The sequence below is a fragment of the Citrobacter sp. GW821-FHT02E08 genome, assembly GCF_059421685.1.
The window spans coordinates 347,396-371,039 of record NZ_JBWKVL010000002.1; the positions used below are offsets into that span (position 1 = coordinate 347,396).

Genomic DNA, 23,644 nt, shown 5'->3' on the forward strand with positions numbered 1-23,644 from the left:
GAACGACAATGTCAGAAATTGCATTACGCCTGGAGGATGTGCATGTTGCCTACGGCAACAGCCAGCAATCGGTGCTGAACGGGTTTTCAATGTCCTTGCGTAAAGGTGAACTTGCCTGTTTGCTGGGAGCCTCCGGCTGCGGAAAAACCACCGTGCTACGCGCTGTTGCCGGGTTTGAACGGCTGCGAAGCGGAGAGATTTATGTTTCACAACGACGTGTCGCCGGACCGGGCATACATCTGCCACCAGAGAAACGTCATGTCGGCATGGTATTTCAGGAATATGCGTTATTCCCCCATCTGACGGCACAACAAAACGTGGCGTTTGGTTTACGCCGGATGCCGCGTGAGGCGCAACAGGACAGAGTGACGGAACTGCTAAGAATGGTGGAATTGCACAGCCATGCCGGTCGCTATCCTCATGAGCTTTCCGGCGGACAACAGCAACGTATCGCATTAGCCCGTGCGCTGGCGCCGCATCCGGACATCCTGCTGCTGGATGAACCCTTTTCCAGCCTGGATAAAAAAACACGCGAGCGCCTCGGCACAGAGGTTCGGGATATTTTGCGGGACGCGGGGCAAACTGCACTCCTGGTGACGCACAGTGAGCACGAAGCGCAGTTAATGGCTGACCATATTGGCTATGTCCAGATGGGTCAATATCAAAAGAACAGAGACGCACAGTTCAACTGACAGAAAATAGCCCTTTCCTCCTGATGGCATAAAAACGCCATCACGCGCATGCAGTAACATCGCCCCCGAGAGCAATGGGTTTTACTTCCGCAAACTCAAACAGATAAGCAAAAAAATCCCGGTCATTTGACCGGGATTTCTATGACAGACATGAATGTCTGCTTAAGGCAGAATTGACGGCTGATCCGCCCCTTCTTTCTCGACTTTCTGCTGCAGCATGTGCTCGCGTTTCATCCCCAGCTTCAGCGCCAGCGCTGATGCAACATAGATGGATGAAGCCGTACCGATGGACACACCAATCAGCATGGTCAGTGAGAAGCCTTCCAGTACCGGACCACCGAACAGGAACAGCATCAGGATAACCATCAAGGTTGTCCCGGAGGTGATCAACGTACGGTGCAGCGTTTGGGTCAACGACACGTTAAAGATTTCGTACGGCGTACCGCGACGGATCTTACGGAAGTTTTCACGAATACGGTCCGAGACCACGATGCTGTCGTTCAGCGAGTAGCCGATAACCGACATCAGCGACGCCACGATGGTCAAATCAATCTCAATATGGAAGAGAGAGAGAATGCCCATAGTGATCACCACGTCGTGCGCAAGAGCGATAACCACCCCCGCCGCCAGACGCCACTCGAAGCGGAAACCAACGTAGACCAGGATGGAGATCAGAGCCGCCAGCAGCGCCATCGCCCCGCTCTGCGCCAGGTCTGCCCCGACGCTCGGCCCAACAAACTCAATGCGCTTGATTGCCGCGCTCTGATCGGTGGACTGGTTAATGACCTCCAGCACTTTGCTGCCCAACACCTGGCTGCCGCTCTCGGTTTTCACCGGAGGCATGCGCACCATGATGTCGTGGCTGCTACCAAAGTTCTGCACCTGTGGTTCGACGAAGCCCGCTTTTTCAAGCGACGCTCGCATCTGATCCATATCCACTGGTTTTTCCAGCGTGATCTCAATAACCGTACCACCGGTGAAATCCAGCCCCCAGTTAAAGCCGCGCACGCCCATAATCACAATGGCCGCGATCAGCAAAATACCAGAGATGCCGAAAGCCCAGTAGTCCCAGCGCATAAAGTCCCAGACTTTACGGCCATGGTTCAATTGTTCAACAGTATATTCCTGTGCCACAACGCACTCCTCAGATTGACAGCTTGTTGATGCGTTTGCCGCCATACAACAGGTTTACGATGGCACGCGTACCGACAATTGCGGTAAACATCGACGTTGCTACACCAATACCGGTGGTGATAGCGAAGCCTTTGATTGCGCCAGTGCCGACTGCATACAGGATCAGGACTTTAATCAACGTAGTGATGTTCGCATCAAAGATGGAACTGAATGCACCCGCATAACCTTCGTTGATCGCCTGTTGCACTGAACGCCCGTTGCTCAACTCTTCTTTGATACGTTCGTTGATCAGTACGTTGGCGTCGACCGCCACCGCAAGGGTTAGCACGATACCTGCAATACCCGGCATACTCAGCGTGGCCCCTGGCAGCAGCGACATGACGCCGACGATCAGTACCAGGTTAGCAATCAGCGCGCTGGTCGCGATCAGACCAAATTTCTTGTAGAAGAAGATCATGAACAGAATAGAAACCGCCAGACCTGCCAGACACGCTTCCAGACCCTGTTCGATGTTCTGCATACCCAGCGTTGGGCCGATGGTACGTTCTTCAACAATCTGAATCGGCGCAATCAGCGCACCGGCACGCAGCAACAGAGAGAGCTGACGCGCTTCGTTCGGGTTGTCGATGCCGGTAATACGGAAGCTGTTGCCCAGGCGAGACTGGATGTTGGCGATGTTGATCACCTCTTCCTGCTTCACCAGTACTGAACGACCGTTAGCATCTTTCTTACCGCTGTCTTTGTACTCCACAAACAGGGTCGCCATCGGTTTACCGATATTGTCCTTGGTGAAGTTAGACATGATGTTGCCACCCGCGCTGTCCAGCGAGATGTTAACCTGCGGCTGGTTGTATTCGTCCTGGCTGGAAGTGGAGTCAGTGATATGGTCACCGGTCAGGATCACACGTTTGTACAGCACAATGGGCTGACCTTCGCGGGTCTGTTTCACTTCGGAATCGCCCGGTACACGCCCAGAAGCGGCAGCAGATTGATCCACATTAGAGTTGACCAGACGGAACTCCAGGGTCGCGGTGGCGCCCAGAATTTCTTTCGCACGCGCAGTATCCTGAATACCCGGCAGCTCAACGACGATGCGGTCTGCACCCTGACGTTGTACGACAGGCTCAGCAACACCCAGTTGGTTAACACGGTTACGCAGGATATTGATGTTCTGCTGCACCGCATATTCGCGGGCTTCGCTCAGGCGAGCATCGGTCATTACCGCACGCAGTACATTGCTACCCTGGCTTGTGATCACCAGATCGCGATGGCGGGGCGTCAGATAAGCGATCGCCTCATCGCGGGCCTTGTCATCACGGAACGTGATGCTCAGACCGTATTTGTCTTCTTTGCGTACAGTCGTATAAGGAATGCCTTTATCGCGCAGTTCGCTGCGCAGGCTATCGATATTTTGCTCCTGCAGCTTACCCAGTGCGGTGTCCATATCCACTTCCATCAGGAAGTGAACGCCGCCACGCAGGTCAAGACCGAGTTTCATCGGTTCTGCGTGAATAGCGGCCAGCCAACGCGGGGTCGCTGGAGCAAGGTTTAGCGCCACGACATATTTATCACCCAGCACGCCCACCAGCGCTTCACGTGCGCGCAGTTGGATGTCGGTGGAGTCGAAGCGCGCAAGAATAGCGCCCTCTTCCAGTGCCACAGACTTAGCAGTAATTTTTTCTTCTTGTAACGTTTTCTGGACCTGGATCAGCGTTTGCTCACTGGCGGCGACACCGCGCGCGCCAGTGATTTGAACAGCCGGATCCTCACCATACAGGTTGGGAAGTGCGTAAAGCAGGCCGACGACAATCACGACGACCAGCATAATGTACTTCCACAAAGGATAACGGTTTAACACGGCAGTTCCCTTTGGGAAAACAATAAATTACAGCGCCTTCATGGTGCCTTTCGGCAGAACGGCAGCTACGAAGTCACGTTTGATAACCACTTCAGTGGTGTCGTTCAGCGCGATAACAATGTAGCCAGACTCAGCTACTTTGGTCACACGACCCACCAGGCCACCATTAGTCAGTACTTCATCGCCTTTCGCAATGGAGCTCATCAGATTTTTGTGTTCTTTGGTACGCTTCTGCTGTGGGCGAAGGATCATGAAGTAGAAAATCAGACCAAACACCACCAGCATCAGAATCAGAGACATCGGGCTGCTCTGCGCCGGAGCACCTGTTGCCGCTACCGCATCAGAAATAAAAAAGCTCATTCAAATTCCCTCATTATTAAAATTAATCAACGTTCAAAGGTGGAACAGGTCGACCCTGGCGTTGGTAAAAATCGGTCACGAAGCTCTCTAATTTACCCTCTTCAATAGCCTTACGTAAACCCGCCATCAAACGCTGGTAGTAACGAAGGTTATGAATGGTATTGAGTCGCGCGCCCAATATTTCGTTGCAACGGTCAAGATGATGCAAGTAAGCGCGCGAATAATGGCGACAGGTATAGCAATCACACTCGGCATCGAGTGGGCTGGTGTCGCTTTTATGCTTCGCATTACGAATTTTCACCACGCCGTCAGTCACGAACAAGTGACCGTTACGGGCGTTTCGCGTTGGCATCACGCAGTCAAACATATCGATACCACGACGCACGCCTTCAACCAGATCTTCTGGTTTGCCGACGCCCATCAGGTAACGCGGTTTATCCGTAGGGATTTGCGGGCAAACATGCTCCAGAATACGGTGCATATCTTCCTTTGGCTCACCCACAGCCAGACCGCCGACAGCGTAGCCATCAAAGCCGATATCTACCAGACCTTTGACGGAGATATCACGTAAATCTTCGTAAACGCTACCCTGAATGATGCCAAAAAGCGCATTTTTATTTCCAAGGCCGTCAAAACGGTCACGGCTGCGCTTCGCCCAACGCAAAGACATCTCCATGGAGCGTTTAGCATAGTCCCAGTCCGCCGGATAGGGAGTACATTCGTCGAAAATCATCACGATATCGGAACCGAGATCGTATTGAATCTCCATGGACTTTTCAGGATCAAGGAAAATCGGATCGCCGTTGATCGGATTGCGGAAGTGAACGCCTTGTTCGGTTATCTTGCGAATATCCCCCAGACTGAACACCTGGAAACCGCCGGAATCGGTGAGAATCGGGCCTTTCCACTGCATGAAATCGTGCAGGTCGCCATGCAGTTTCATGATCTCCTGACCCGGGCGCAGCCACAGGTGGAAGGTGTTGCCGAGAATAATCTGCGCGCCAGTGGCTTCAACTTCTTCCGGCGTCATCCCTTTGACGGTGCCGTAAGTGCCAACAGGCATAAAAGCAGGCGTTTCCACTACGCCACGATCAAACACCAGGCGGCCACGGCGAGCGCGTCCGTCGGTGGTATCAAGTTCAAATTTCATTTTTTCTCCAGCGTCAGAAAAACAGTCCGACGTTTTCATACGGTGTCGTGGAGTCAGTCCCCGACACGCTCATTCAAAGCCTGCGGATTGTACGTGATAAACATGGCATCACCGTAACTAAAAAAACGATATTTTTGTTCTACTGCGGACTTGTATGCATTCATGGTGTGCTGATAACCGGCAAACGCCGACACCAGCATAATCAGTGTCGATTCAGGCAGATGGAAGTTAGTCACCAGCGCATCAATCACTTTATATTGATAACCTGGGTAAATAAAAATCTGCGTATCGCCGAAGAACGGTTCGATCAGGCCGTTTTTTGCGGCCTGCGCCGCGCTTTCCAGCGAACGCACGGAAGTCGTACCTACCGCAATCACCCGGTTGCCGCGCGCTTTCGCGGCCAGCACCGCATCCACAACGTCTTGCGGCACTTCGGCGTATTCGGAGTGCATGATGTGGTCTTCAATGGTGTCCACACGCACAGGCTGGAACGTCCCGGCGCCGACATGCAGCGTGACGAACGCCATCTCGATGCCTTTGTCACGCAGTTTGGCGAGCAAAGGATCGTCAAAATGCAGACCTGCGGTTGGCGCCGCAACGGCGCCAGGTTTTTCACCGTAAACCGTCTGATACAGCTCACGGTCGGCGTCTTCATCCGGACGGTCGATGTACGGCGGCAACGGCATATGGCCGATGGCATTGAGGATATCCAGAACCGGACGTTCGTCGTTAAATTCGACTTCAAACAGCGCGTCATGACGCGCGGTCATGGTGGCCTTGATGCTCTCATCATCGCCCAGCAGCAATTCAGCGCCTGGCTTCGGCGCTTTAGACGCGCGAATATGCGCCAGAATACGTTTGTCATCCAGCATACGCTCAACCAGCACTTCAATCTTGCCGCCGCTGGCCTTACGGCCGAACAGACGCGCCGGGATCACGCGAGTGTTGTTAAAGACCAGCAGATCGCCAGGGTTGAGCTTATCGAGTAAATCGGTGAAAGTACCGTGCGTCAGCGCGCCCGTCGGCCCGTCTAATGACAGTAAGCGGCAACTACTGCGCTCAGGCATCGGATAGTGGGCAATCAGGGACTCGGGTAATTCAAAGGAAAAATCGGCAACGCGCATGACACTGACTCTGACTAAAATAAGAGGCGGGTAGTCTAGTGCCGGGGCGTTCTCCCTGCAACCTTTACCCCTCTGGATAAACATTAAACCATGAATTTTCTTGCTCACTTACACCTGGCGTACCTCGCCGAAAGCTCACTTTCCGGCAATCTGCTGGCCGATTTTGTGCGGGGGAATCCGCAAGCGAACTATGCGCCCGATGTGGTGGACGGTATTTTTATGCATCGTCGCATCGACGTGCTCACCGATAATCTGACGGAAGTGAAAGAGGCAAAAGAGTGGTTTCGCCCCGAAACCCGTCGCGTCGCGCCCATTACGCTCGATGTGATGTGGGATCACTTCCTGTCGCGTCACTGGGCGCAACTCTCCCCGGACTTCCCATTACAGGCCTTTGTGCGTTACGCCCATGCTCAGGTTGAGATTATTCTGCCGGAATCGCCGCCACGCTTTGTGAATCTGAATAACTACCTGTGGTCAGAAAAGTGGCTGGAGCGCTACAGTGATATGGATTTCATACAGGATGTCCTGAACGGCATGGCCAGTCGTCGCCCTCGTCTTGATGCCCTTCGCGACTCCTGGTACGACCTGGATACCCACTACGATGCCCTGGAAGCGCGTTTCTGGCAGTTTTATCCGCGCATGATGGTGCTGGCGAAAAATAAACAACTTTAATTTACACGTCATCCTTCAAACTGCCTCTGCGTTGGCTGCGTCTGCTCACCCCAGTCACTTACTGGTGTAAGCTCCTGGGGGTTCTCAGACTTGCCACCTTGATTCAACTTGAATGATTTTGTGTATAGAAGCCAGATTGATAGGTAAAAGCTCACTGAACGATTGTCAGCGCCTCTTTGTCTTATTGCCGAACACTCTCTATACTGGCCCGCGTTGCGTTCCAAAAAAACCCTTAACTTTGCAGGAGAATTATATGGTACTGGTTACTCGTCAGGCTCCGGATTTCACAGCAGCTGCGGTACTGGGTAGCGGTGAGATTGTTGAAAACTTCAACTTCAAACAGCACACCAACGGTAAAACGACCGTTCTGTTCTTCTGGCCGATGGATTTCACCTTCGTTTGCCCGTCAGAACTGATCGCGTTCGACAAACGTTATGAAGAATTCCAGAAGCGCGGCGTTGAAGTGGTTGGCGTTTCTTTTGACTCTGAATTTGTCCACAACGCATGGCGTAACACCCCTGTCGACAAAGGCGGCATCGGTGCAGTGAAATACGCAATGGTTGCTGACATCAAACGCGAAATCCAGAAAGCCTACGGCATCGAGCACCCGGAAGCGGGCGTGGCGCTGCGTGGTTCTTTCCTGATCGACGCGAACGGCGTTGTTCGCCACCAGGTTGTTAACGACCTGCCGCTGGGTCGTAACATCGACGAAATGCTGCGTATGGTTGACGCGCTGCAGTTCCACGAAGAGCACGGTGATGTTTGCCCGGCTCAGTGGGAAAAAGGGAAAGAAGGTATGAACGCCTCTCCGGATGGCGTTGCAAAATACCTGACCGAAAACGTCTCCAGCCTGTAATTGGCATGAATTAAGAAAAGGCTCGCCACGGCGAGCCTTTTTTATTGTGTTACGCCGCGCCGCCCTTCTTCACCTCACGCCAGATTCGCCACGCCATTGTCAGCAGTACCGCCACGCCAAGAATTAACGCTCCCCAGACCAGCAATGTTTTCCACAAACGCTGTTGTTCAGCCACTGAGGTGGCCGTTAACCGTGCTTCTCCCCCCAGAACCACGCGGGTATGCGGGAAAACCCTCGGCAGAGCGTCAATCTTCTGCCTTTCACGCAATGCTTTCGGGATCAGCATATCCATGCTGACATCCGCCTTGACTGCCGCCCCGTTTCCCCACGCCAGCATGTAAGGACTCGTCCCCTGGGCATTGAAAATCACCTGATAACTGTCGCGAACGCCTCTCACCACCGGGAGTGTCTCCGGCAATTTGGCATTCAGGGTGGTCATGCGAACCGCCTCTACCAACGCACCAGAGAGGGGAATACTGTCAGAAAACTGCCCATCCAGCCAAAAGAGCACCGTCTTGCTCAACGGTCGCCATGCCTCTTTTTCGCTGCTGCGCCACTCCAGCTCGACAGGTAAGATCCCTTTATTGTCCAGAATGATGTCCAGCGCCGTCAGCGATTGGGGATGATCCCATCGCCAGATAGCCTCGGTAGGCGAAACTTTACTGCCACGGGCATTCAGCAAGACGCGCTCGGCGGCAGGCGGGTTTGTGTCGGTGAGTGCGCTCACGCCATTCAGAATCAACGTCGGGCTTTGCGGATCCAGGATAACCAGCAGATAAGCGATGCTATCCGTTGACAGCGTGATGTCTGCACGGAGGGTGTCGATTTTCAGTCGATCATCGCCACGTTTCAGATCCATAAGCTGCGAGGCATCCTGAATCTCATCCCAACGATGTAAGTCACGGCTGTAATACACCGAGGCTTTTCCCTGCCAGTTTTCTGCGGGATCGCGCCAGTCCAGGCGCAACCGGGAAACCTGCAGGGATTCCACCCCATTTTCCGGCAGCGTCAGCAGAAAACTTTGCCCAATCTCTTTGGCATCTTCGCTCTCAAAATGGATTTCCAGCCCGCTTTTCGAACGCAGCAGCACCGTCTGCGTACCGCTATCGTCATTCGGTTTCATCGGGACAGGTGAGGCATCAAACGCAAAGAGTCGAAGCGGAACGGCTTTTGGCTCCGTGGCCTGCGATTTCTGCACCTCAAGCACGAAAGGCACCACGTCGCCCTGGCGGTTAAACACGCGCACATCACGTAAATCCGGCCAGACGCTGGTGGCATAGACCTCCATTGGGAGCGAGACGCGATACCAGGGCGATTCCCCGTGTGTCTCCAGCGTCATCCCCACCGCGTAATCCTGCGGCGTCTCCGGTGCCTCGTCACGGCTGAACACCGGAAACGTCATCCCCAACAGGACACTCCATAACACACCTTTCATCCCGTTCATTTTTCGTCTCCTGCCCTGGGCGGTAACGGTGAGAAGTACCCCACGATTAAAACCAGAATCGCCACGCCAATAAAGGCGACGGCGCGCGCTAACCCGCCGCCGTTCGCACTGTCCACCAGCATCAGTTTAATGATAACGATGCCCAGAAAGGCCGCGCCACAAAACCATTCCCGTCGCGAACCACGTCGCGTAGCGCGGATCATGACAATTAACGCCGTGAGCATCCAAAACAGGGCAAAACAGGTCTGGATCAAGCGCGAATGCCATAACGCATCACTGCTCCACGCAACATCGCCATACCACGACAGCGCGCGCATCAGCGCCCCATTCAGCCACCAAAATGCCAGCGCTGCCAGCGCAACCCGCCCCCATGAACGGTGCGCCGCTAACGGCGCAGGTAATACGCGAAGAGAGAAACGAACAAGAATATACAGCCCCAACAACGCGAAGGCCGCCCCCTCTTCAAGCGGGTTAATCCCAGGAATGTAACGCTGATGGAGAACCACGCCATCTTCCAGATTCGCCAACAGCAGATACAACAGCAAAATAACGGCCAGCGGTGCTAGTGCGATAGCGCCATACAGAACAGGCCAGGTCGCGAACGGCCACAGTTTGCGGCGAAGCGCCGTATGTACCAGCAGAATGACGATCCCGCCTGCCGCCATCATCAGACCGCTGCGCCAGGCGTCCATTCCCCACGGCAATGCCTGCGTAAACCAGAATAACTCCATAGCGAACGCCAGTAAGATCATCCAGAACAGAGAAAGATGCAGCGCCTGCGAGAGGCGTGACAACAAACGTGGGCCATCGCGATACAGCATGAACACCGCGCAAGGCAATGCCACGCACCACACCAGATTTTGCCAGCCAGCGGCAAAAATCTGCTTTAAATCTATTTGATACATCAGCAGCAACAGCATGGCGGGCCACTGCAGCCACTGGCTGTACCCCAGCTCTCGCCATGCGAATCGCCCGCTCAGATAACGCCACAGCATGCCAGAAACAGTCATCAGCGCCAGCGCGCCAAACCATTCAGAACCTGAGTCTTCAAGCGCCAGTTGTGATGCGCCCACAATGGCGACGATCCAGAATGCCACGCCCCCCGCCAGCAGCGCCCAACTGATCTGCACCTTTTCACTGCGCCACAGCCACGCCCCTGCCAGCCAACACAGACTCAGCACAGAAAAGATCATCATCACCGACAGCGGCGCGGCATTTTCTGCCAGTGCCCAGCCCCCGCTGACCACCGCCAGCAGCATCAGTGCGGTACCGCTGTAGCTCATCCGTCGCTGCTGTTGCTGAATGCCCAGCCACAGCACGCCCAGTCCTTCAAGCGCCCATGCCATCGCCGTCCAGCGTGCGGAAAGCGCCAGCGGGATGGCCAGCGTGGCAAATGCCCCGCCAAGCGCCAGCGCCGCCAGGGCCAGTGGCCGTCCCATCGACGGAAAACGGCGTAATGCCAGCCACGCCAGCACCATGTAGAAACCGCCAAATCCCAGCGCACTGAGAGCCGGGCCATATTCCAGATGCTCAGTCATGGCGTACTGCATACCAAATCCAATCACCGGAGGCGCAAACACCAGCACGCCGTCAATAATACGCTTGCTCTTCTCCTGCGCCCGCAGCGAAAGCGCCACGCTCAACACGCCAAAAATGAGGATGTTGGCGATCAGGAAAAGCTGGCAATTGAGCCAGTACTCAGGCCGGTAATCACTCAGCCCCCACAGCCCACCGACTCCGAAGGTAAACAGCAGCCCCAACAGATTGAGCTCACGCCAGTGCTGCCAGATGCTGATGGCGAGAATGCCGAGCGAAAGCAGGAGGTAAAACGAGAACAACGCGACATAGTTGCCGCTCCCGGTGGAAAGCAGCAGCGGGGCAAGATAGCCGCCGATACTTGCCAGCATCGCCAGGCTCAGCGCTTTTTGCAAAATCGCGAGCCCCACGCTTGCCGCGCAGATGAGCACCAGCAGTGCAAACGCCAGCGTGAGCGGCAACATTTGCCACAGCCGGAATGCGCCAAAGACGGTCAAATAAAGCGCGCCGGTTGCCCCCCCTTGCAGAATTAAGGCATAGACGGGCTGTTTGTGCCGCAAGCGCCAGCCCACTGCGAGCAACACCACGGCAAACAGCGCCGCCGCCACAAGGCGCAGCTCAAGGGGAAATAGGGAATGTTCAACCGTATAGCGCAGCAGGAATGATAAACCGAAGAAGAGCAGCAAGATCCCCAGTTTGGCCAGCGGATTTCCCTGCATAAACCAGCGCGCCAGTGAAGAGAAAACGCCGCCAAACGCAGAGGGTTTCGCCGGTTTCACAGGCGGCGCGTCGACGTTTTCAGGCATGACGATGGAGAGTTGAGGACGTTCAACCCCTGACGCGGCGGCGGTCACCACGTCCTCCGATATCGGTTCTTCGGGGATAACAGGCTCAGGTGTCGCCTGTTGAACGGGCGCAGTGCCCGCGCCACGCTGTTCAAGTTCTTCAACCCGTCGGCGCAGAATGGAAAGTTCATATCGGAGCACGGACGTCCGATTCAGCGCGACAATCGCCAGTATCGGCACCACCAGTCCAAAAAAAAGAGCAATGCAGCCAAGGATTACAAAATCATCCATGTTTCCACCTTCACTGTGCAAGGAGCGCGTAGATTGGCACACAATGTTGCATTTGTGCCATCCCTGTAAGCTAAATGAAAACAATTCTAGAAAAGATCGGCGGGTTTTGCCGGATGAACGTGAGCGTCATCCGGCATGTCGAACATTAAAATGCGAAGCAGGAACAGCCGAGCGCACCCCAGAAGGCCTGGTCATCCGACACCGGGATCCCCGATTTGCGCGCCATATCGTGCTGATGCCCATGAACGCCACAGCTGCCACAACACTGGTGCATCTGGACAATGGCCCCCACTTTAGCTGCGGCGGGCGGCGCGGAACGGTAGTGGCCTGGGACGTTTACCACCGGCGACCAGTCGGGAACCACCGGGATCGCCGGTGGCGCCAGCGGCGTGAACTGTCCCGCGGCGTAGACCACTTTGCCATCGACAACCGTCATCACCGACTCAATCCCTTTGATCTCTTCTTCCGCCACGCTGAAGTAGTCTTTTGACAGCACCACCAGGTCGGCAAGCTGTCCTTGTTCAATCCGCCCTTTTTTCCCCTGCTCGCTGGAAAACCAGGCGCTGCCCGCCGTCCACAACTCCAGCGCCACCTCACGCGGCAGACGGTTGTTATCGTCATACATTGCCGTCCCCCCCACGGTACGCCCGGAGACCAGCCAGTACAGCGCCGTCCACGGGTTGTAGCTGGCAACACGCGTTGCGTCAGTACCGAGTCCGACAGGAACGTCCGCCGCCAGCATTTTTGCCACCGGTGGCGTGTGTTTCACCGCCTCTTTGCCGTAGCGATCGATAAAATACTCGCCCTGGAAAGCCATCCGGTGCTGTACGGCAATCCCACCACCGAGCGCTTTTACACGGTCGATGTTGCGTTCGGTGATGGTCTCCGCATGGTCGAAGAACCAGTGTAATCCGTTGAACGGGATATCACGATTGACCTTCTCAAAGGCATCCAGCATGCGGCTGATGGATTCGTCGTAGGTAGCATGCAGGCGGAATGGCCAGCGATGTTCGACAAGATGGCGCACCACGCGCTCCAGCTCATCTTCCATCCCTTCAGGCAGGTCCGGGCGCGGTTGCAAAAAGTCTTCGAAATCCGCCGCCGAAAAGACCAGCATTTCCCCTGCGCCGTTAGCGCGATAAAAATCGGTGCCTTGCCCCGGTTTGAGCATGTCAGTCCAGCGCTCAAAGTCCCCCAGCTCTTGCTTCGGCCGTTGGGTAAACAGGTTGTAGGCAATGCGTATCGTCATCTGATTGTTGGCGTGCAACTGCTCAATAATCTCGTAATCTTCCGGATAGTTCTGGAAGCCGCCGCCCGCGTCGATGGCGCTGGTCAATCCCAGACGGTTCAGCTCGCGCATAAACTGTCGGGTCGAGTTTACCTGCATCTCCAGCGGTAACTTTGGCCCTTTCGCCAGCGTCGAGTAGAGGATCATGGCGTTCGGTTTAGCAATCAGCATCCCGGTTGGGTTACCGTTGCTGTCGCGGACAATCTCACCACCGACCGGGTCTGGCGTCGCTTTGGTATAGCCAACCGCTTTCAAGGCCGCCCGGTTGAGCAGCGCGCGATCGTAAAGATGCAGCACAAACACCGGTGTATCCGGTGCCGCGTCGTTCAGCTCTTCCAGCGTCGGCATGCGGCGTTCCGCGAACTGAAACTCACTCCAGCCCCCCACCACGCGGACCCATTGCGGTGATGGCGTTCGATCCGCCTGATCTTTTAACATACGCAGCGCGTCCGCCAATGACGGCACGCCTTCCCAGCGTAATTCCAGATTGTAATTGAGGCCGCCGCGAATTAAATGCAGGTGGGAGTCGTTTAAACCGGGGATCACCGTGTGACCTTTTAGATCAACAATTTGTGTCCCGTCAGCGGCAAAGCTCATGATCCTGTCATGAGTACCGGTCGCCAGAATTTTTCCATCTTTGATCGCCACGGCTTCCGCCTTCGGGCATTGTCGGTCAAGGGTATGGATTTTTCCGTGCGTCAGAATAAGTGTGGCAGTTTGAGACATAACAATCTCCTGAAAAACCGATCAGGCTTTTTTCAGCCATCCGGCAAACAGACGGGTTACGATGGGCATCCAGAGCCAGACCACCAGCGCAACCACACAGGCATCATTAATCAGATGCAATAGCATTGACCCCTTCAGTGCGGGAAGGATCATGCCGGTTATCCACGGCACCAGATTGGTGCTGGGAAAAATAACCAGCAGGGTTATCAGAAACTGTTTCCAGCGCAGCGGCTGACGGACGTGGGGCGCTGGCGGCGTAAACCAGAACGCCGCTTCGGTGCGGACTTCCGTTTTATCACCTTCCGCCAGCAGCGGGACTATTTCTTCCACCAGTACCCGACGCGTATCCGACTGGGTCCAGTTGTAGAGATGCTCCAGGGTGTCGAAACGAATAATGATGTTCCACAGAGTTTGTCCGTCAGCGGGACGAATAACGTTCGCCCCCAGATGCCCGGGAAACTCCGCCGCCACCGGCATAATTTTCCCCAGCCATTGCTCATAGCGCTCCGCCTGGTTGGGCTGCAATGTATGCGTAATGACCAGCGTCACGTGTTTATTTTGTTGCGCCATGGAAGGTTCCTTGCACAAGGAGAATGGCGGGATTGCCCCGCCATTGGCATCACGCTTTGCGTTCAGGCGCGCCATGCACCAGGGTGTAGGCGTAATCCACCCCCATACCGTAGGCGCCGCTGTGTTCGCGCACCAGATCCATGACGGCGTCATAGGTTTCTTTACGGGACCAGTCGCGCTGGTATTCCAGTAACACCTGCTGCCAGGTTACGGGAACCGCGCCTGCCTGCACCATGCGGTCAATCGAACGTTCATGCGCGTCAACAGAAGTACCGCCGGAGGTGTCAGTGACCACATACACTTCGTAACCCGCTTCCAGCGCCATCAACGCCGGGAATGTCAGACACACTTCGGTCCACAACGCAGAGATAATCAATTTTTTACGACCGGTCGCTTCTACCGCTTTTACAAACGCCGCATCTTCCCATGAATTCATTGAGGTACGTTCAATGGGTTTCACATCAGGATGCACCGCCAGTAATTCCGGCCAGATATAACCACTAAAACTTTTCGTTTCAACAGAAGTATAAATGACCGGAACTTTAAATATTTTCCCGGCTTTCGCTAACGCAACGGTATTATTTTTCAGGGTTTGACGATCAATATTTGCCACGCCAAATGACATTTGCGGCTGATGGTCAATAAAAATAAGCGTAGAATTGTCAGGATTAATGAGTTCCCGAATAGACATATCACACCTTCTTAATCAATGAGTTAAAAGGTGACGGTCTGTATCTTCCGTCAGTAGTAAGATCCTGAATCAGAAAGCTTGTTGAGTATAGCGGGAAATTTCTAATGAGTTATTAAAGAAAACTTACCATTCGGTGACGATAATAATTTTGTATTAAGTAAAGTCGCAGTCATCATCAAAAAATTTACAGATTCCACTCTAAAATATTCACTGGCTTTGTTTTTCTCTATTCGGTACAACTGAGTTGTTTAATTTTCAGGATATTTTCAGCCCATGCGAATCAATCTGGATGTTTTGCTTATCCTCGACGCTCTCGACAAGCACGGCTCATTTGCCGCCGCAGCCGAGTCACTTTTTAAAACCCCGGCAGCACTCAGCTACATGATTCAGAAGCTGGAAAATGATCTGAATATTGAGCTACTCGACCGTTCCGGTCACCGGGCAAAATTTACCGACACCGGACGGATGATGCTGGAAAAGGGACGGTTACTGCTCAGTGCGGCAAAAGATCTGGAAAAGCAGGCTGTTCAGTTAAGTTCTGGCTGGGAAAAAGAGCTGGCTATCGCGCTCGACGATTCGTTTCCTTTTGAGGCGTTACTCCCGCTCATCGAGGCGTTCGACGCGCTCAACAAGCAAACGCGCCTCAATTTTACCCATCACACGCTGGCAGGTTCCTGGGAGGAGCTAACGCATAATGGCGCGGATATTATTCTCGGTGCCATCAATGAGCCGCCCACCTCCGCCGCATGGTCGTACAAAATGCTTGGCACGCTGGATAATGTGTTTGTCGTCGCCCCTTCGCACCCACTGGCAAGCGCGTCGGATGCGTTGACCAACGAGCAACTTTGCCTGCATCGGGCGGCGGTGATCAGCGACAGCGCCCGCTATTGTCAGCCGCTACAATCCAATTTGATGGATGAACAGGCGCAAATTCGTGTCGACAGTTTTAGCAGTAAAGTCACGCTGTTACGTGCGGGCATCGGCTGCGGATTCCTCCCCCGGCATATCGCCAGACCGTGGCTTGCCTCCGGCGAGCTGGTCGAAAAATCCGTGATCTCATTTCGCGAGAAGGACGTGGCCTATATGGCATGGCGTAATCACAGCGATGGTCTTGCGCAGCGCTGGTGGCGTGAAGCGTTACTCACCAGCACTGAAATCGCAAATCTGTATCAGTGACTGACCCACACAGAAGCAGAAATGGCCGGCAGGCTGAGAATATCCTCCGCAAGCTGACCTTTCCCTTCATGGCATTGCCACTGCGTCACATTGAGCAGCGGCGAATTGGCTAACACCACTTCGCAGGCCTCGCCCCGGTTGATCGCCACCAACACCCGCTGCTGATGTAAGACCCGGACAAAGACCACCACATTCTCTTCGGCATAAATGACCTGGCAGCCGCCATGACGTAGCGCCTGGCTGCGGTGACGCAGTTTCGCCAGCCGTTGGTACAATGCCAGTAATTCGCCATCCTGTTTTTCTGCCTGCCACGGGAAGGGCTTGCGACAGAACGGATCGTTATTGCCATCCAGCCCCACTTCATCCCCGTAATAGATACAGGGGACGCCAGGCCAGGTAAATAACCAGACCACCGCCAACGGCAAGCGCGCCACGTCTTTACCTAACAGGGACTTAAAGCGGGCAGTATCGTGACTGTCCAGCTGATTAAACATGCGCAGCTGCTGTTGGTGCGACAGGCTGGCGCGATAGTTGTCCATCCATGCCATACAGGTCTGGGCATCAATATGCTGCGGATCGTAAGAGATGTCGGTATTGGCGAGGAATCCCCAGAGCGGAAAGGTAAAACCGCGATAGTTCATCGCCGCATCTTCGGCATCAACCTGTAACCACTGGCGCGCATCGCCAAAGTGCTCACCAACAATATAGGCCTCTGGCTGCGTCTCTTTTGCCGCCTGCGTAATACCAGTGACGTGCTGAAGATTATTACGCGCGCCGCCGCCTTCACCCAGCATATGCACCACATCCAGACGCCAGCCGTCCATATTCCACGGCGCTTTAAGCCAGTGTCGAACAATGCTGTCCTCGCCCCGGTAAATTTCATTCACCAGCGTTTCGGACTGGAAATCCAGTTTTGGCAAACTCGGATACCCCAGCCAGCCCTGCGCCACGCCATCTTCAGAGAAGTGATACCAGTCGCGCCACGGCGACTCCGGATTATGGCAGGCACCGCCGGTACCCCGATTATGCCTGTCAAACCAGGCATGCGAGTCACCGCTGTGGTTAAACACGCCATCCAGTACCAGCCGCATGCCGTGGCGCTGCGTATTATGCCGCAGGCGCAGCAACGCCTGATCGCCGCCAAACTGCGGATCAACATGACGATAATCTTCGGTATCGTATTTATGTACGCTCGGTGCGGTAAAGACAGGATTCAGGTACAGCGCCGTCACGCCCAGCTTTTTCAGGTACGGCAGCTTTTCACTAATGCCGTCCAGATCGCCGCCATAGAACGTGGATCCCCCCGCCTGCGCGGTGATCGGCGCGTCCCAGTCACGCAGCACGATATCCTGCCCGGCAGCATGATGATAATAGACATTGTCCTGATCCGCGCTGCGCGGCTGACTGCGGGCGAAGCGATCGGGGAATATCTGATAAAAAATCTGATCGGCGACCCACTGAGGGCCGTTATCGGGAGCGTCTATCGCGAACTGTTCCAGCCGTGCGGGCGGGAAGCGGCTAAAGCCTTGCGGGGTAAACCAGCACTGGCGATCGTGCCAGAGCAGTTTGAAACTGTAGCGTCGACGGGGTTGTCCGCCAGAGAGATCAATCGCCGCGCGCCAGGCCGTGACGCCGGGCTGTGGCTGTGTGCGAAGCGGGTGCATGACCAGCGAAATTTCTTCGTTATCATTCTCTGCGCGTAGCGTCACACGTTGAGGAGGATTTTCCCCGCGCAACCATAACGTAATGGCCAGCTTATCTTTGTTTTGCTTAACAAATGGGGCAACCGGAAGGTGCCAGGCGTTCAACATCACGTATCCCCTTTGATGAAAATGAGGTCACCTTGCCATAGCGCAATGCAGGATAACTCATCATCTTACTGTTTATTGGGGGAGGAGCCAGGGGGAGGAGATTTCGCCGGACGGCGCTACGCGTATCCGGCCTACCTGCTCACAAGTAGACCGGATACGGCAAAGCCGCCACCGGGCAAAAATTACTGCGCTTGTGCCAACTGACGGTCGTAACGACGTTTAAACATCCAGCCAACCAGCAGCAGCGCAATCCACGCGAAACCGACGTACAGCGAGATACGCGTCTCCGGATGATAGCCGATAAGCGCGATGATAAAGACCAGGAAGATCAGTCCCACAACGGTCGTTGCCACGCCGCCAGGCACTTTAAACTTCAGCGCTTTGATCTCTTCCGGCGACAGACGACGACGGAAAGCAATCTGCGACAGCAGGATCATAATCCACACCCACACCGTGGCAAAGGTCGCCAGCGACGCAATCACCAGGAAGACGTTCTCCGGCATGATGTAGTTCAGCCAGGCCGCAAACAGCAACGCAATCGTCATCACCAGGACGGTGACCCAGGGAATACCGCGACGCGAGGTTTTCGCGAACACTTTCGGCGCACTCCCCTGCTCCGCCATACCGTGCAGCATACGCCCCACGCCAAACACGTCAGAGTTGATGGCGGAAAGCGACGCCGTCAACACCACGAAATTGAGGATACTGGCCGCAAAAGCGATGCCCAGATGCTGGAACGTCAGCACAAACGGACTACCGTTGGTACCCACCTGATTCCACGGATAAATAGACATAATGACGAACAGCGTACCGACATAGAACACCAGAATACGCATCGGCACAGAGTTGATAGCACGCGGAATCGACTTCTCCGGGTCTTTCGCTTCCCCGGCGGTGATACCAATAATCTCAATCCCGCCGTAGGCAAACATCACCATTTGCAGTGACATCACCATGCCCAGCCAACCGTTGCTAAAGAAGCCGCCATTACTCCACAGGTTATGGATCCCGGTCGGTTGCCCCCCGTTGCCAATACCCCAGATAATGATGCCGAAACCGGCAGCAATCATGACAATGATGGTGGCAACTTTAAAGAACGAGAACCAGAACTCCAGTTCGCCGAACACCTTCACGCTCATCAGGTTGACGGCGCAGATAATCAGCACCACGCTGAGAACCCAAATCCAGTGCGGGACGGCAGGGAACCAGACGCCCATATAGATGCCAAATGCCGTCACATCCGCGATGGCCACAATCAGAATTTCAAAACAGTAGGTCCAGCCGGTAATGTAGCCGGCGAGAGGACCAAGGTTCTCTTGCGCATAGCGTGAAAACGAGCTGGCGGAAGGGTTATGCACGGACATCTCGCCCAGCGCGCGCATAATAATATATGCGGCGACCCCGCCAATAATGTAGGCCAGCAGCACACTGGGACCGGCCATCTTGATGGCATCTGCCGAGCCATAAAATAATCCGGTGCCAATTGCTGAACCCAATGCCATAAAGCGAATATGCCGGGTGCTTAGCCCACGCTTTAGCTTGTTATTACTTTCCATTGATTCCTAACCCATCAACACAATAAAAAAACCACGGGGCCATCAAAAATAGCCCCGTGGTTAAAACATACTGTCAGTGAATTTAGTGAGCGCTTGAAGTCACTTGTCGACCCGAAACGCGATCCCAGATAATCGCCAGGACCACCATCACGACTGTTGGCATCAACCACGCCAGCCCTTGTTCCGCCATTGGTAAACGCTGGGTCCAGGCCGGTAATACGTCGCCAATTGCCGATGCTTTAATGCCGTCAAGGATACCAAAAATCAGGCTGATAAACATCGCAGGTGCAATGACGCGGGAAGAATTATGCCACCATGAGCGGGTAAAACTTAATACAACCAGTGCGATACATGGCGGATAAATCGCCGTCAGCACCGGAATAGAGACCTGAATCAAGTGGCTGAGGCCCAGATTCGATACCACCATCGAGAAGCCGCCGAGGATGAACACCAGCGTACGATAAGACAGTGGAACGTATTGTGCGAAGAACTCAGCGCACGCACAGGTCAGGCCAACCGCCGTCACCAGACAGGCGAGGAAAATCAGCCCCGCCAGCATCAGGCTACCCGCACCACCGAAGGTGTGCTGCACGTAAGCATGCAGGATTGCCGCGCCATTTGCAGACTGGTCAACCAGAATCGCACTGTCTGACCCCAGGCGGAACAACGCGAGATACAGCAGGGTTAACCCTACGCCCGCCATCAGACCCGCCCACACGGTGTAACGCGTCAGTAAACGCGCTTCCGTCACGCCACGAGAACGCGCTGCGTTGACAATGACGATACCAAAGACTATCGCGCCCATCGTATCCATGGTCAGGTAGCCGTTCACAAAACCATTCGAGAACGCGGATTTTTGGTAGGCCTCCATCGCATCGCTGATCGGACCCGCTGGCCAGACAATCGCGGCAACAGAAAGCACCGTCAGTGCAATGATCTTCAACGGCGCCAGGAAGTTACCTACGGTATCCAGCAATTTACCCGGATAGAGCGACACCAGAATCACAATGGCAAAGTAGACCACGCTGTAGATAAACAGCGGCAGAGGGGAGTTACCGGTCAGCGGCGCAATCCCTACTTCAAAGGAGACGGTTGCCGTACGTGGTGTAGCGAACAGCGGACCTACGGCCAGATAACAGACTGTGGCCAGCAGGAGTCCTGCCACTTTACCAATTGGCGCACTCAGGCTGTCTACGCCACCACCGACTTTTGCCAGCGCCACAACCGTAAGAACCGGCAGGCCAACGGCGGTGATAAGAAAGCCGAGTGCTGCAGTCCAGACGTGTTCGCCTGCCTGCAGACCTACCATAGGAGGAAAAATAATGTTGCCTGCGCCAACGAACAGCGCAAATGTCATAAAGCCCAAGGCGATAATATCGCGCGATTTTAACTGATGGGTCATAAAATTTTACTGCCTGTGGATGTGGTGTTGAAAACGTTAAATTTTCTGCCTTTCCCTGGGGGACAATACAGCGGAATTTTTAATCAATTCCAGCGGGATATGCTCCCGACCTGGCGCGGCGAAGAATAGTTTTTCGATTTACCGCATTAATGCAGTCTGTATGACAGCATCTGAGGCGCAATTTAAACGCTTATAACGTTTTAAAGCAAGATGGGATCCCAAAACCAGAACAATATATCAAGATGAATATACGGCTTAGAACAAAACACCATCCATAAGAAAAAGTCATGGCTAATCATGCGAACAAAAAAGCATCAGACGTTGAAAAATTCAGCAGGTGAATCTTTACCGCAAAGAAAAAAAGCCAGCATTCGCTGGCTTATGGAAAGATAATCTTACATTGCAACATTAAGCATTATTTTTGGCAATTAAACGTTCCGGCAGAACAAAACTAAACCGCGTGCCTTTCCCCACAGTGCTGTCGATAATCAATCGACTGTCGTGATGATTTAATGCGTGCTTAACAATCGCCAGCCCCAAACCGCTGCCGCCAGTTTGCCTGGATCGCGCCTTATCCACCCGGTAAAAACGTTCGGTCAGGCGCGGAATATGCTCAGGCGCAATGCCTGGACCATCATCCTCCACGCTGAACTCCACGCCCTGCGCGGCGAGCTGCCAGCGCACGGTGATATGTGTCCCCGCAGGGGTGTGATTCACCGCGTTATAGACCAGATTCGAGATCGCGCTACGCAACTGATCATCATTGCCCAGCACGCAAAGCTGACTGTCAACTTCAAACGTGAAGCTGTGCTGCTGCTGACTTAACGTTTGCGCCTCGCGTTCAACAACACGCAGCATCATCGGTACGTCAACGCGTTCATTAAGCAAGAGCACAGGCGCAGCCTCAATTTTCGACAGCGTCAGTAACTGTTTCACCAGCCCTTCCATGCGGTGCGTTTGCTCGCGCATCGTATGCAGCGCTTTTTCCCGCGTGGCCCCCTCCAGAGATTGCTCCTGCATCATCTCCAGATAGCCCTGCAACACGGTGAGCGGTGTACGCAGCTCATGACTGACGTTGGCGAAAAAGTTTCGCCGCGCCCCTTCGAGCTGGTGCATTTGCGTCACATCACGCGCCACCATCAACAACTGCTTGTCGGTGTAGGGCATCACGCGAATCTCCAGATGCCGTCCGGTGTTTAACACCAAATTGATCGGTCGGGTGAAGTCGCGTGTTTTCAGATACTGCGTAAATTCCGGATAACGCAGCAGGTTGAGAATGTTTTGCCCATTGTCATCAGGCCAGCGTAATCCCAGTACCTGTTGCGCCAGACCGTTACACCAAAAGATGCCCCCGTCTTCTGTGGTCAACACCACCGCATCAGGGAGCGATTCCGCCCCGCTGCGAAAACGTTTAATGAGATTCCCCAGTTCACGGCGGCGTTTCTTGTTACGTAACTGCATTTGATGCAGGCCGTAAAGCAGCGGTTCCCAGCTTCCGCTTCCTGGCGGCGGGGTCATACTTCTGTCGACCCACAACCACCAGGAGAGACGTAATAAATTCCAGAAATGCCAGATGAGCAGTCCCGTTACCGACGCCAGTAAAAACCAGGGCAGATAACCAAAAAATACACTAAGGATGAAGGCCGGGAGGCAGCAAAGTATCAGCTCCAGCACCAGCCTTTTCCATGACAGCCGTTCCAGCACGCGTCACACTCCATTCACGATTTGAAAGCCTTGCCAGCCTGATAGGCGGCAAGGCGTCAGAAGCGGGTCGAAAAGCGATACCCTGTCCCACGTACGGTTTGTACCATGCGGTCATGACCGCTCTGTTCCAGCGCTTTACGCAGGCGGCGAATATGGACGTCGACCGTACGGTCCTCCACATACACGTTGGTGCCCCAGACGTGGTTTAGCAGTTGCTCTCGACTGTAGACGCGCTCAGGATGCGTCATAAAGAAGTGCAGCAATTTGAATTCGGTAGGTCCCATATCAAGCGGGCTTTCCCCGGTCATCACCCGGTGCGATGTCGGGTCGAGGCTCAGTCCTTGCATCTCAATCACCTCTTCGACCGCCATCGGTGAAATGCGGCGCATGACCGCTTTGATCCGCGCGACCAGCTCCTTGGGCGAGAACGGTTTTGTGACATAGTCGTCCGCCCCCGTTTCCAGTCCACGCACGCGGTCTTCCTCTTCCCCTCTGGCCGTTAGCATAACGACGGGGATTTCGCGGGTCATCGCCTCACGTTTGAGATGTTTAATGAACTGAAGGCCGGAGCCGCCCGGCAACATCCAGTCCAGCAGGATCAGATCCGGCCAGGGTTCATTCAGTTGGTTCACTGCACTGTCATAATCTTCGGCCTCGACTGGCTGAAAGCCATTTTGCTCGAGCACGAAGCAGACCATTTCGCGAATTGGAGCTTCATCTTCTACGACCAGAATACGTCTCGCCATGATTTGCCCTGTTATAGAGTTGCTAGTCATCATTATCAATGCGGCGCCATTATGCGTCAGATTTATGACAGT

General features: G+C 54.4%; 19 protein-coding genes. 4 read left to right on the forward strand and 15 right to left on the reverse strand.

Translation table 11 applies throughout. From position 1 onward, the window contains the following. Positions 1-8: 8 nt before the first annotated feature. A complete protein-coding gene (locus AC07UY_RS03930) occupies positions 9-692 on the forward strand; it encodes an ABC transporter ATP-binding protein (RefSeq protein ID WP_494659217.1) in 684 nt (227 codons plus the stop codon). A gap of 162 nt (positions 693-854) precedes the next feature. On the opposite strand, the gene secF is transcribed toward AC07UY_RS03930, so the two are convergent. From secF to queA, 5 genes are read right to left on the reverse strand one after another with little or no spacing between them, the layout of a single operon-like run. Then, positions 855-1,826 (reverse strand): protein translocase subunit SecF, encoded by a 972-nt coding sequence (secF, locus tag AC07UY_RS03935; RefSeq protein WP_494659216.1) that lies wholly within the window; start codon positions 1,824-1,826, stop codon positions 855-857. Positions 1,827-1,836: 10 nt separating this feature from the next. After that, complete coding sequence (gene secD / locus AC07UY_RS03940) at positions 1,837-3,684, reverse strand: protein translocase subunit SecD (RefSeq protein WP_494659215.1); 1,848 nt, start codon at positions 3,682-3,684, stop codon at positions 1,837-1,839. A gap of 27 nt (positions 3,685-3,711) precedes the next feature. Then, positions 3,712-4,044: a preprotein translocase subunit YajC gene (gene yajC / locus AC07UY_RS03945; RefSeq protein WP_203358689.1), complete on the reverse strand. Its 333-nt coding sequence runs from the start codon at positions 4,042-4,044 to the stop codon at positions 3,712-3,714. Positions 4,045-4,066: 22 nt separating this feature from the next. Continuing rightward, positions 4,067-5,194 (reverse strand): tRNA guanosine(34) transglycosylase Tgt, encoded by a 1,128-nt coding sequence (gene tgt, locus AC07UY_RS03950; protein ID WP_192611348.1) that lies wholly within the window; start codon positions 5,192-5,194, stop codon positions 4,067-4,069. Positions 5,195-5,247: 53 nt separating this feature from the next. Beyond that, a complete protein-coding gene (queA, locus tag AC07UY_RS03955; RefSeq protein ID WP_494659214.1) occupies positions 5,248-6,318 on the reverse strand; it encodes a tRNA preQ1(34) S-adenosylmethionine ribosyltransferase-isomerase QueA in 1,071 nt (356 codons plus the stop codon). Between the two features lie 90 nt (positions 6,319-6,408). On the opposite strand from queA, the gene acpH reads away from it, so the two are divergent. Then, the gene (gene acpH, locus AC07UY_RS03960) at positions 6,409-6,990 is read left to right on the forward strand and encodes an ACP phosphodiesterase (RefSeq protein WP_494659213.1); all 582 of its coding nucleotides are present in this window, start codon (positions 6,409-6,411) and stop codon (positions 6,988-6,990) included. A 253-nt stretch (positions 6,991-7,243) separates the two neighbouring features. Continuing rightward, positions 7,244-7,846, forward strand: coding sequence for a peroxiredoxin (locus AC07UY_RS03965; RefSeq protein WP_003021524.1), 603 nt, complete (start codon positions 7,244-7,246; stop codon positions 7,844-7,846). Positions 7,847-7,895: 49 nt separating this feature from the next. Here AC07UY_RS03965 and AC07UY_RS03970 read toward each other — a convergent pair whose 3' ends face one another. The 5 genes from AC07UY_RS03970 to AC07UY_RS03990 all read right to left on the reverse strand — a co-directional run bounded on the left by AC07UY_RS03970 (position 7,896) and on the right by AC07UY_RS03990 (position 15,177). After that, positions 7,896-9,290 (reverse strand): DUF3999 domain-containing protein, encoded by a 1,395-nt coding sequence (locus tag AC07UY_RS03970; protein WP_494700709.1) that lies wholly within the window; start codon positions 9,288-9,290, stop codon positions 7,896-7,898. Continuing rightward, positions 9,287-11,902 (reverse strand): DUF2339 domain-containing protein, encoded by a 2,616-nt coding sequence (locus AC07UY_RS03975; protein WP_494659211.1) that lies wholly within the window; start codon positions 11,900-11,902, stop codon positions 9,287-9,289. Before AC07UY_RS03975 ends, AC07UY_RS03970 begins: the two co-directional genes overlap by 4 nt. Before the next feature lie 145 nt (positions 11,903-12,047). Next, positions 12,048-13,916 carry an amidohydrolase gene (locus tag AC07UY_RS03980; RefSeq protein ID WP_494700708.1) on the reverse strand — a complete coding sequence of 623 codons (1,869 nt, stop codon included), beginning with the start codon at positions 13,914-13,916 and terminating at the stop codon, positions 12,048-12,050. Between the two features lie 21 nt (positions 13,917-13,937). Further along, positions 13,938-14,486, reverse strand: coding sequence for an antibiotic biosynthesis monooxygenase (locus tag AC07UY_RS03985; protein ID WP_494659210.1), 549 nt, complete (start codon positions 14,484-14,486; stop codon positions 13,938-13,940). Positions 14,487-14,535: 49 nt separating this feature from the next. Next, the gene (locus tag AC07UY_RS03990) at positions 14,536-15,177 is read right to left on the reverse strand and encodes a hydrolase (protein WP_203358697.1); all 642 of its coding nucleotides are present in this window, start codon (positions 15,175-15,177) and stop codon (positions 14,536-14,538) included. A 273-nt stretch (positions 15,178-15,450) separates the two neighbouring features. Between AC07UY_RS03990 and AC07UY_RS03995 the strand changes: the two genes are divergently transcribed. Continuing rightward, positions 15,451-16,353 carry a LysR family transcriptional regulator gene (locus AC07UY_RS03995; protein ID WP_494700707.1) on the forward strand — a complete coding sequence of 301 codons (903 nt, stop codon included), beginning with the start codon at positions 15,451-15,453 and terminating at the stop codon, positions 16,351-16,353. On the opposite strand, the gene malZ is transcribed toward AC07UY_RS03995, so the two are convergent. The 5 genes from malZ to phoB all read right to left on the reverse strand — a co-directional run bounded on the left by malZ (position 16,347) and on the right by phoB (position 23,572). Next, positions 16,347-18,164: a maltodextrin glucosidase gene (gene malZ / locus AC07UY_RS04000; RefSeq protein ID WP_494700706.1), complete on the reverse strand. Its 1,818-nt coding sequence runs from the start codon at positions 18,162-18,164 to the stop codon at positions 16,347-16,349. The genes AC07UY_RS03995 and malZ overlap by 7 nt on opposite strands. A 182-nt stretch (positions 18,165-18,346) precedes the next feature. Next, positions 18,347-19,720 (reverse strand): proline-specific permease ProY, encoded by a 1,374-nt coding sequence (gene proY, locus AC07UY_RS04005; protein ID WP_203358700.1) that lies wholly within the window; start codon positions 19,718-19,720, stop codon positions 18,347-18,349. A gap of 82 nt (positions 19,721-19,802) precedes the next feature. After that, entirely contained in the window at positions 19,803-21,122 is a 1,320-nt protein-coding gene (brnQ, locus tag AC07UY_RS04010) for a branched-chain amino acid transporter carrier protein BrnQ (RefSeq protein WP_494659207.1), read from the reverse strand. Positions 21,123-21,530: 408 nt separating this feature from the next. After that, the gene (phoR, locus tag AC07UY_RS04015) at positions 21,531-22,826 is read right to left on the reverse strand and encodes a phosphate regulon sensor histidine kinase PhoR (RefSeq protein WP_203358702.1); all 1,296 of its coding nucleotides are present in this window, start codon (positions 22,824-22,826) and stop codon (positions 21,531-21,533) included. A 56-nt stretch (positions 22,827-22,882) separates the two neighbouring features. Next, positions 22,883-23,572 (reverse strand): phosphate response regulator transcription factor PhoB, encoded by a 690-nt coding sequence (gene phoB / locus AC07UY_RS04020; protein ID WP_494659205.1) that lies wholly within the window; start codon positions 23,570-23,572, stop codon positions 22,883-22,885. Between the last annotated feature and the right edge of the window lie 72 nt (positions 23,573-23,644).

Excerpts from the sequence above, each read along its gene's own strand:
- AC07UY_RS03980 (WP_494700708.1), bottom strand. The coding sequence starts at position 13,916 with ATGTCTCAAACTGCCACACTTATTCTGACGCACGGAAAAATCCATACC.
- yajC (WP_203358689.1), bottom strand. The coding sequence starts at position 4,044 with ATGAGCTTTTTTATTTCTGATGCGGTAGCGGCAACAGGTGCTCCGGCG.
- proY (WP_203358700.1), bottom strand. The coding sequence starts at position 19,720 with ATGGAAAGTAATAACAAGCTAAAGCGTGGGCTAAGCACCCGGCATATT.
- AC07UY_RS03985 (WP_494659210.1), bottom strand. The coding sequence starts at position 14,486 with ATGGCGCAACAAAATAAACACGTGACGCTGGTCATTACGCATACATTG.
- AC07UY_RS03995 (WP_494700707.1), top strand. The coding sequence starts at position 15,451 with ATGCGAATCAATCTGGATGTTTTGCTTATCCTCGACGCTCTCGACAAG.
- AC07UY_RS03975 (WP_494659211.1), bottom strand. The coding sequence starts at position 11,902 with ATGGATGATTTTGTAATCCTTGGCTGCATTGCTCTTTTTTTTGGACTG.
- malZ (WP_494700706.1), bottom strand. The coding sequence starts at position 18,164 with ATGTTGAACGCCTGGCACCTTCCGGTTGCCCCATTTGTTAAGCAAAAC.
- AC07UY_RS03930 (WP_494659217.1), top strand. The coding sequence starts at position 9 with ATGTCAGAAATTGCATTACGCCTGGAGGATGTGCATGTTGCCTACGGC.
- phoB (WP_494659205.1), bottom strand. The coding sequence starts at position 23,572 with ATGGCGAGACGTATTCTGGTCGTAGAAGATGAAGCTCCAATTCGCGAA.
- tgt (WP_192611348.1), bottom strand. The coding sequence starts at position 5,194 with ATGAAATTTGAACTTGATACCACCGACGGACGCGCTCGCCGTGGCCGC.
- queA (WP_494659214.1), bottom strand. The coding sequence starts at position 6,318 with ATGCGCGTTGCCGATTTTTCCTTTGAATTACCCGAGTCCCTGATTGCC.
- AC07UY_RS03990 (WP_203358697.1), bottom strand. The coding sequence starts at position 15,177 with ATGTCTATTCGGGAACTCATTAATCCTGACAATTCTACGCTTATTTTT.
- acpH (WP_494659213.1), top strand. The coding sequence starts at position 6,409 with ATGAATTTTCTTGCTCACTTACACCTGGCGTACCTCGCCGAAAGCTCA.
- AC07UY_RS03970 (WP_494700709.1), bottom strand. The coding sequence starts at position 9,290 with ATGAACGGGATGAAAGGTGTGTTATGGAGTGTCCTGTTGGGGATGACG.
- AC07UY_RS03965 (WP_003021524.1), top strand. The coding sequence starts at position 7,244 with ATGGTACTGGTTACTCGTCAGGCTCCGGATTTCACAGCAGCTGCGGTA.
- brnQ (WP_494659207.1), bottom strand. The coding sequence starts at position 21,122 with ATGACCCATCAGTTAAAATCGCGCGATATTATCGCCTTGGGCTTTATG.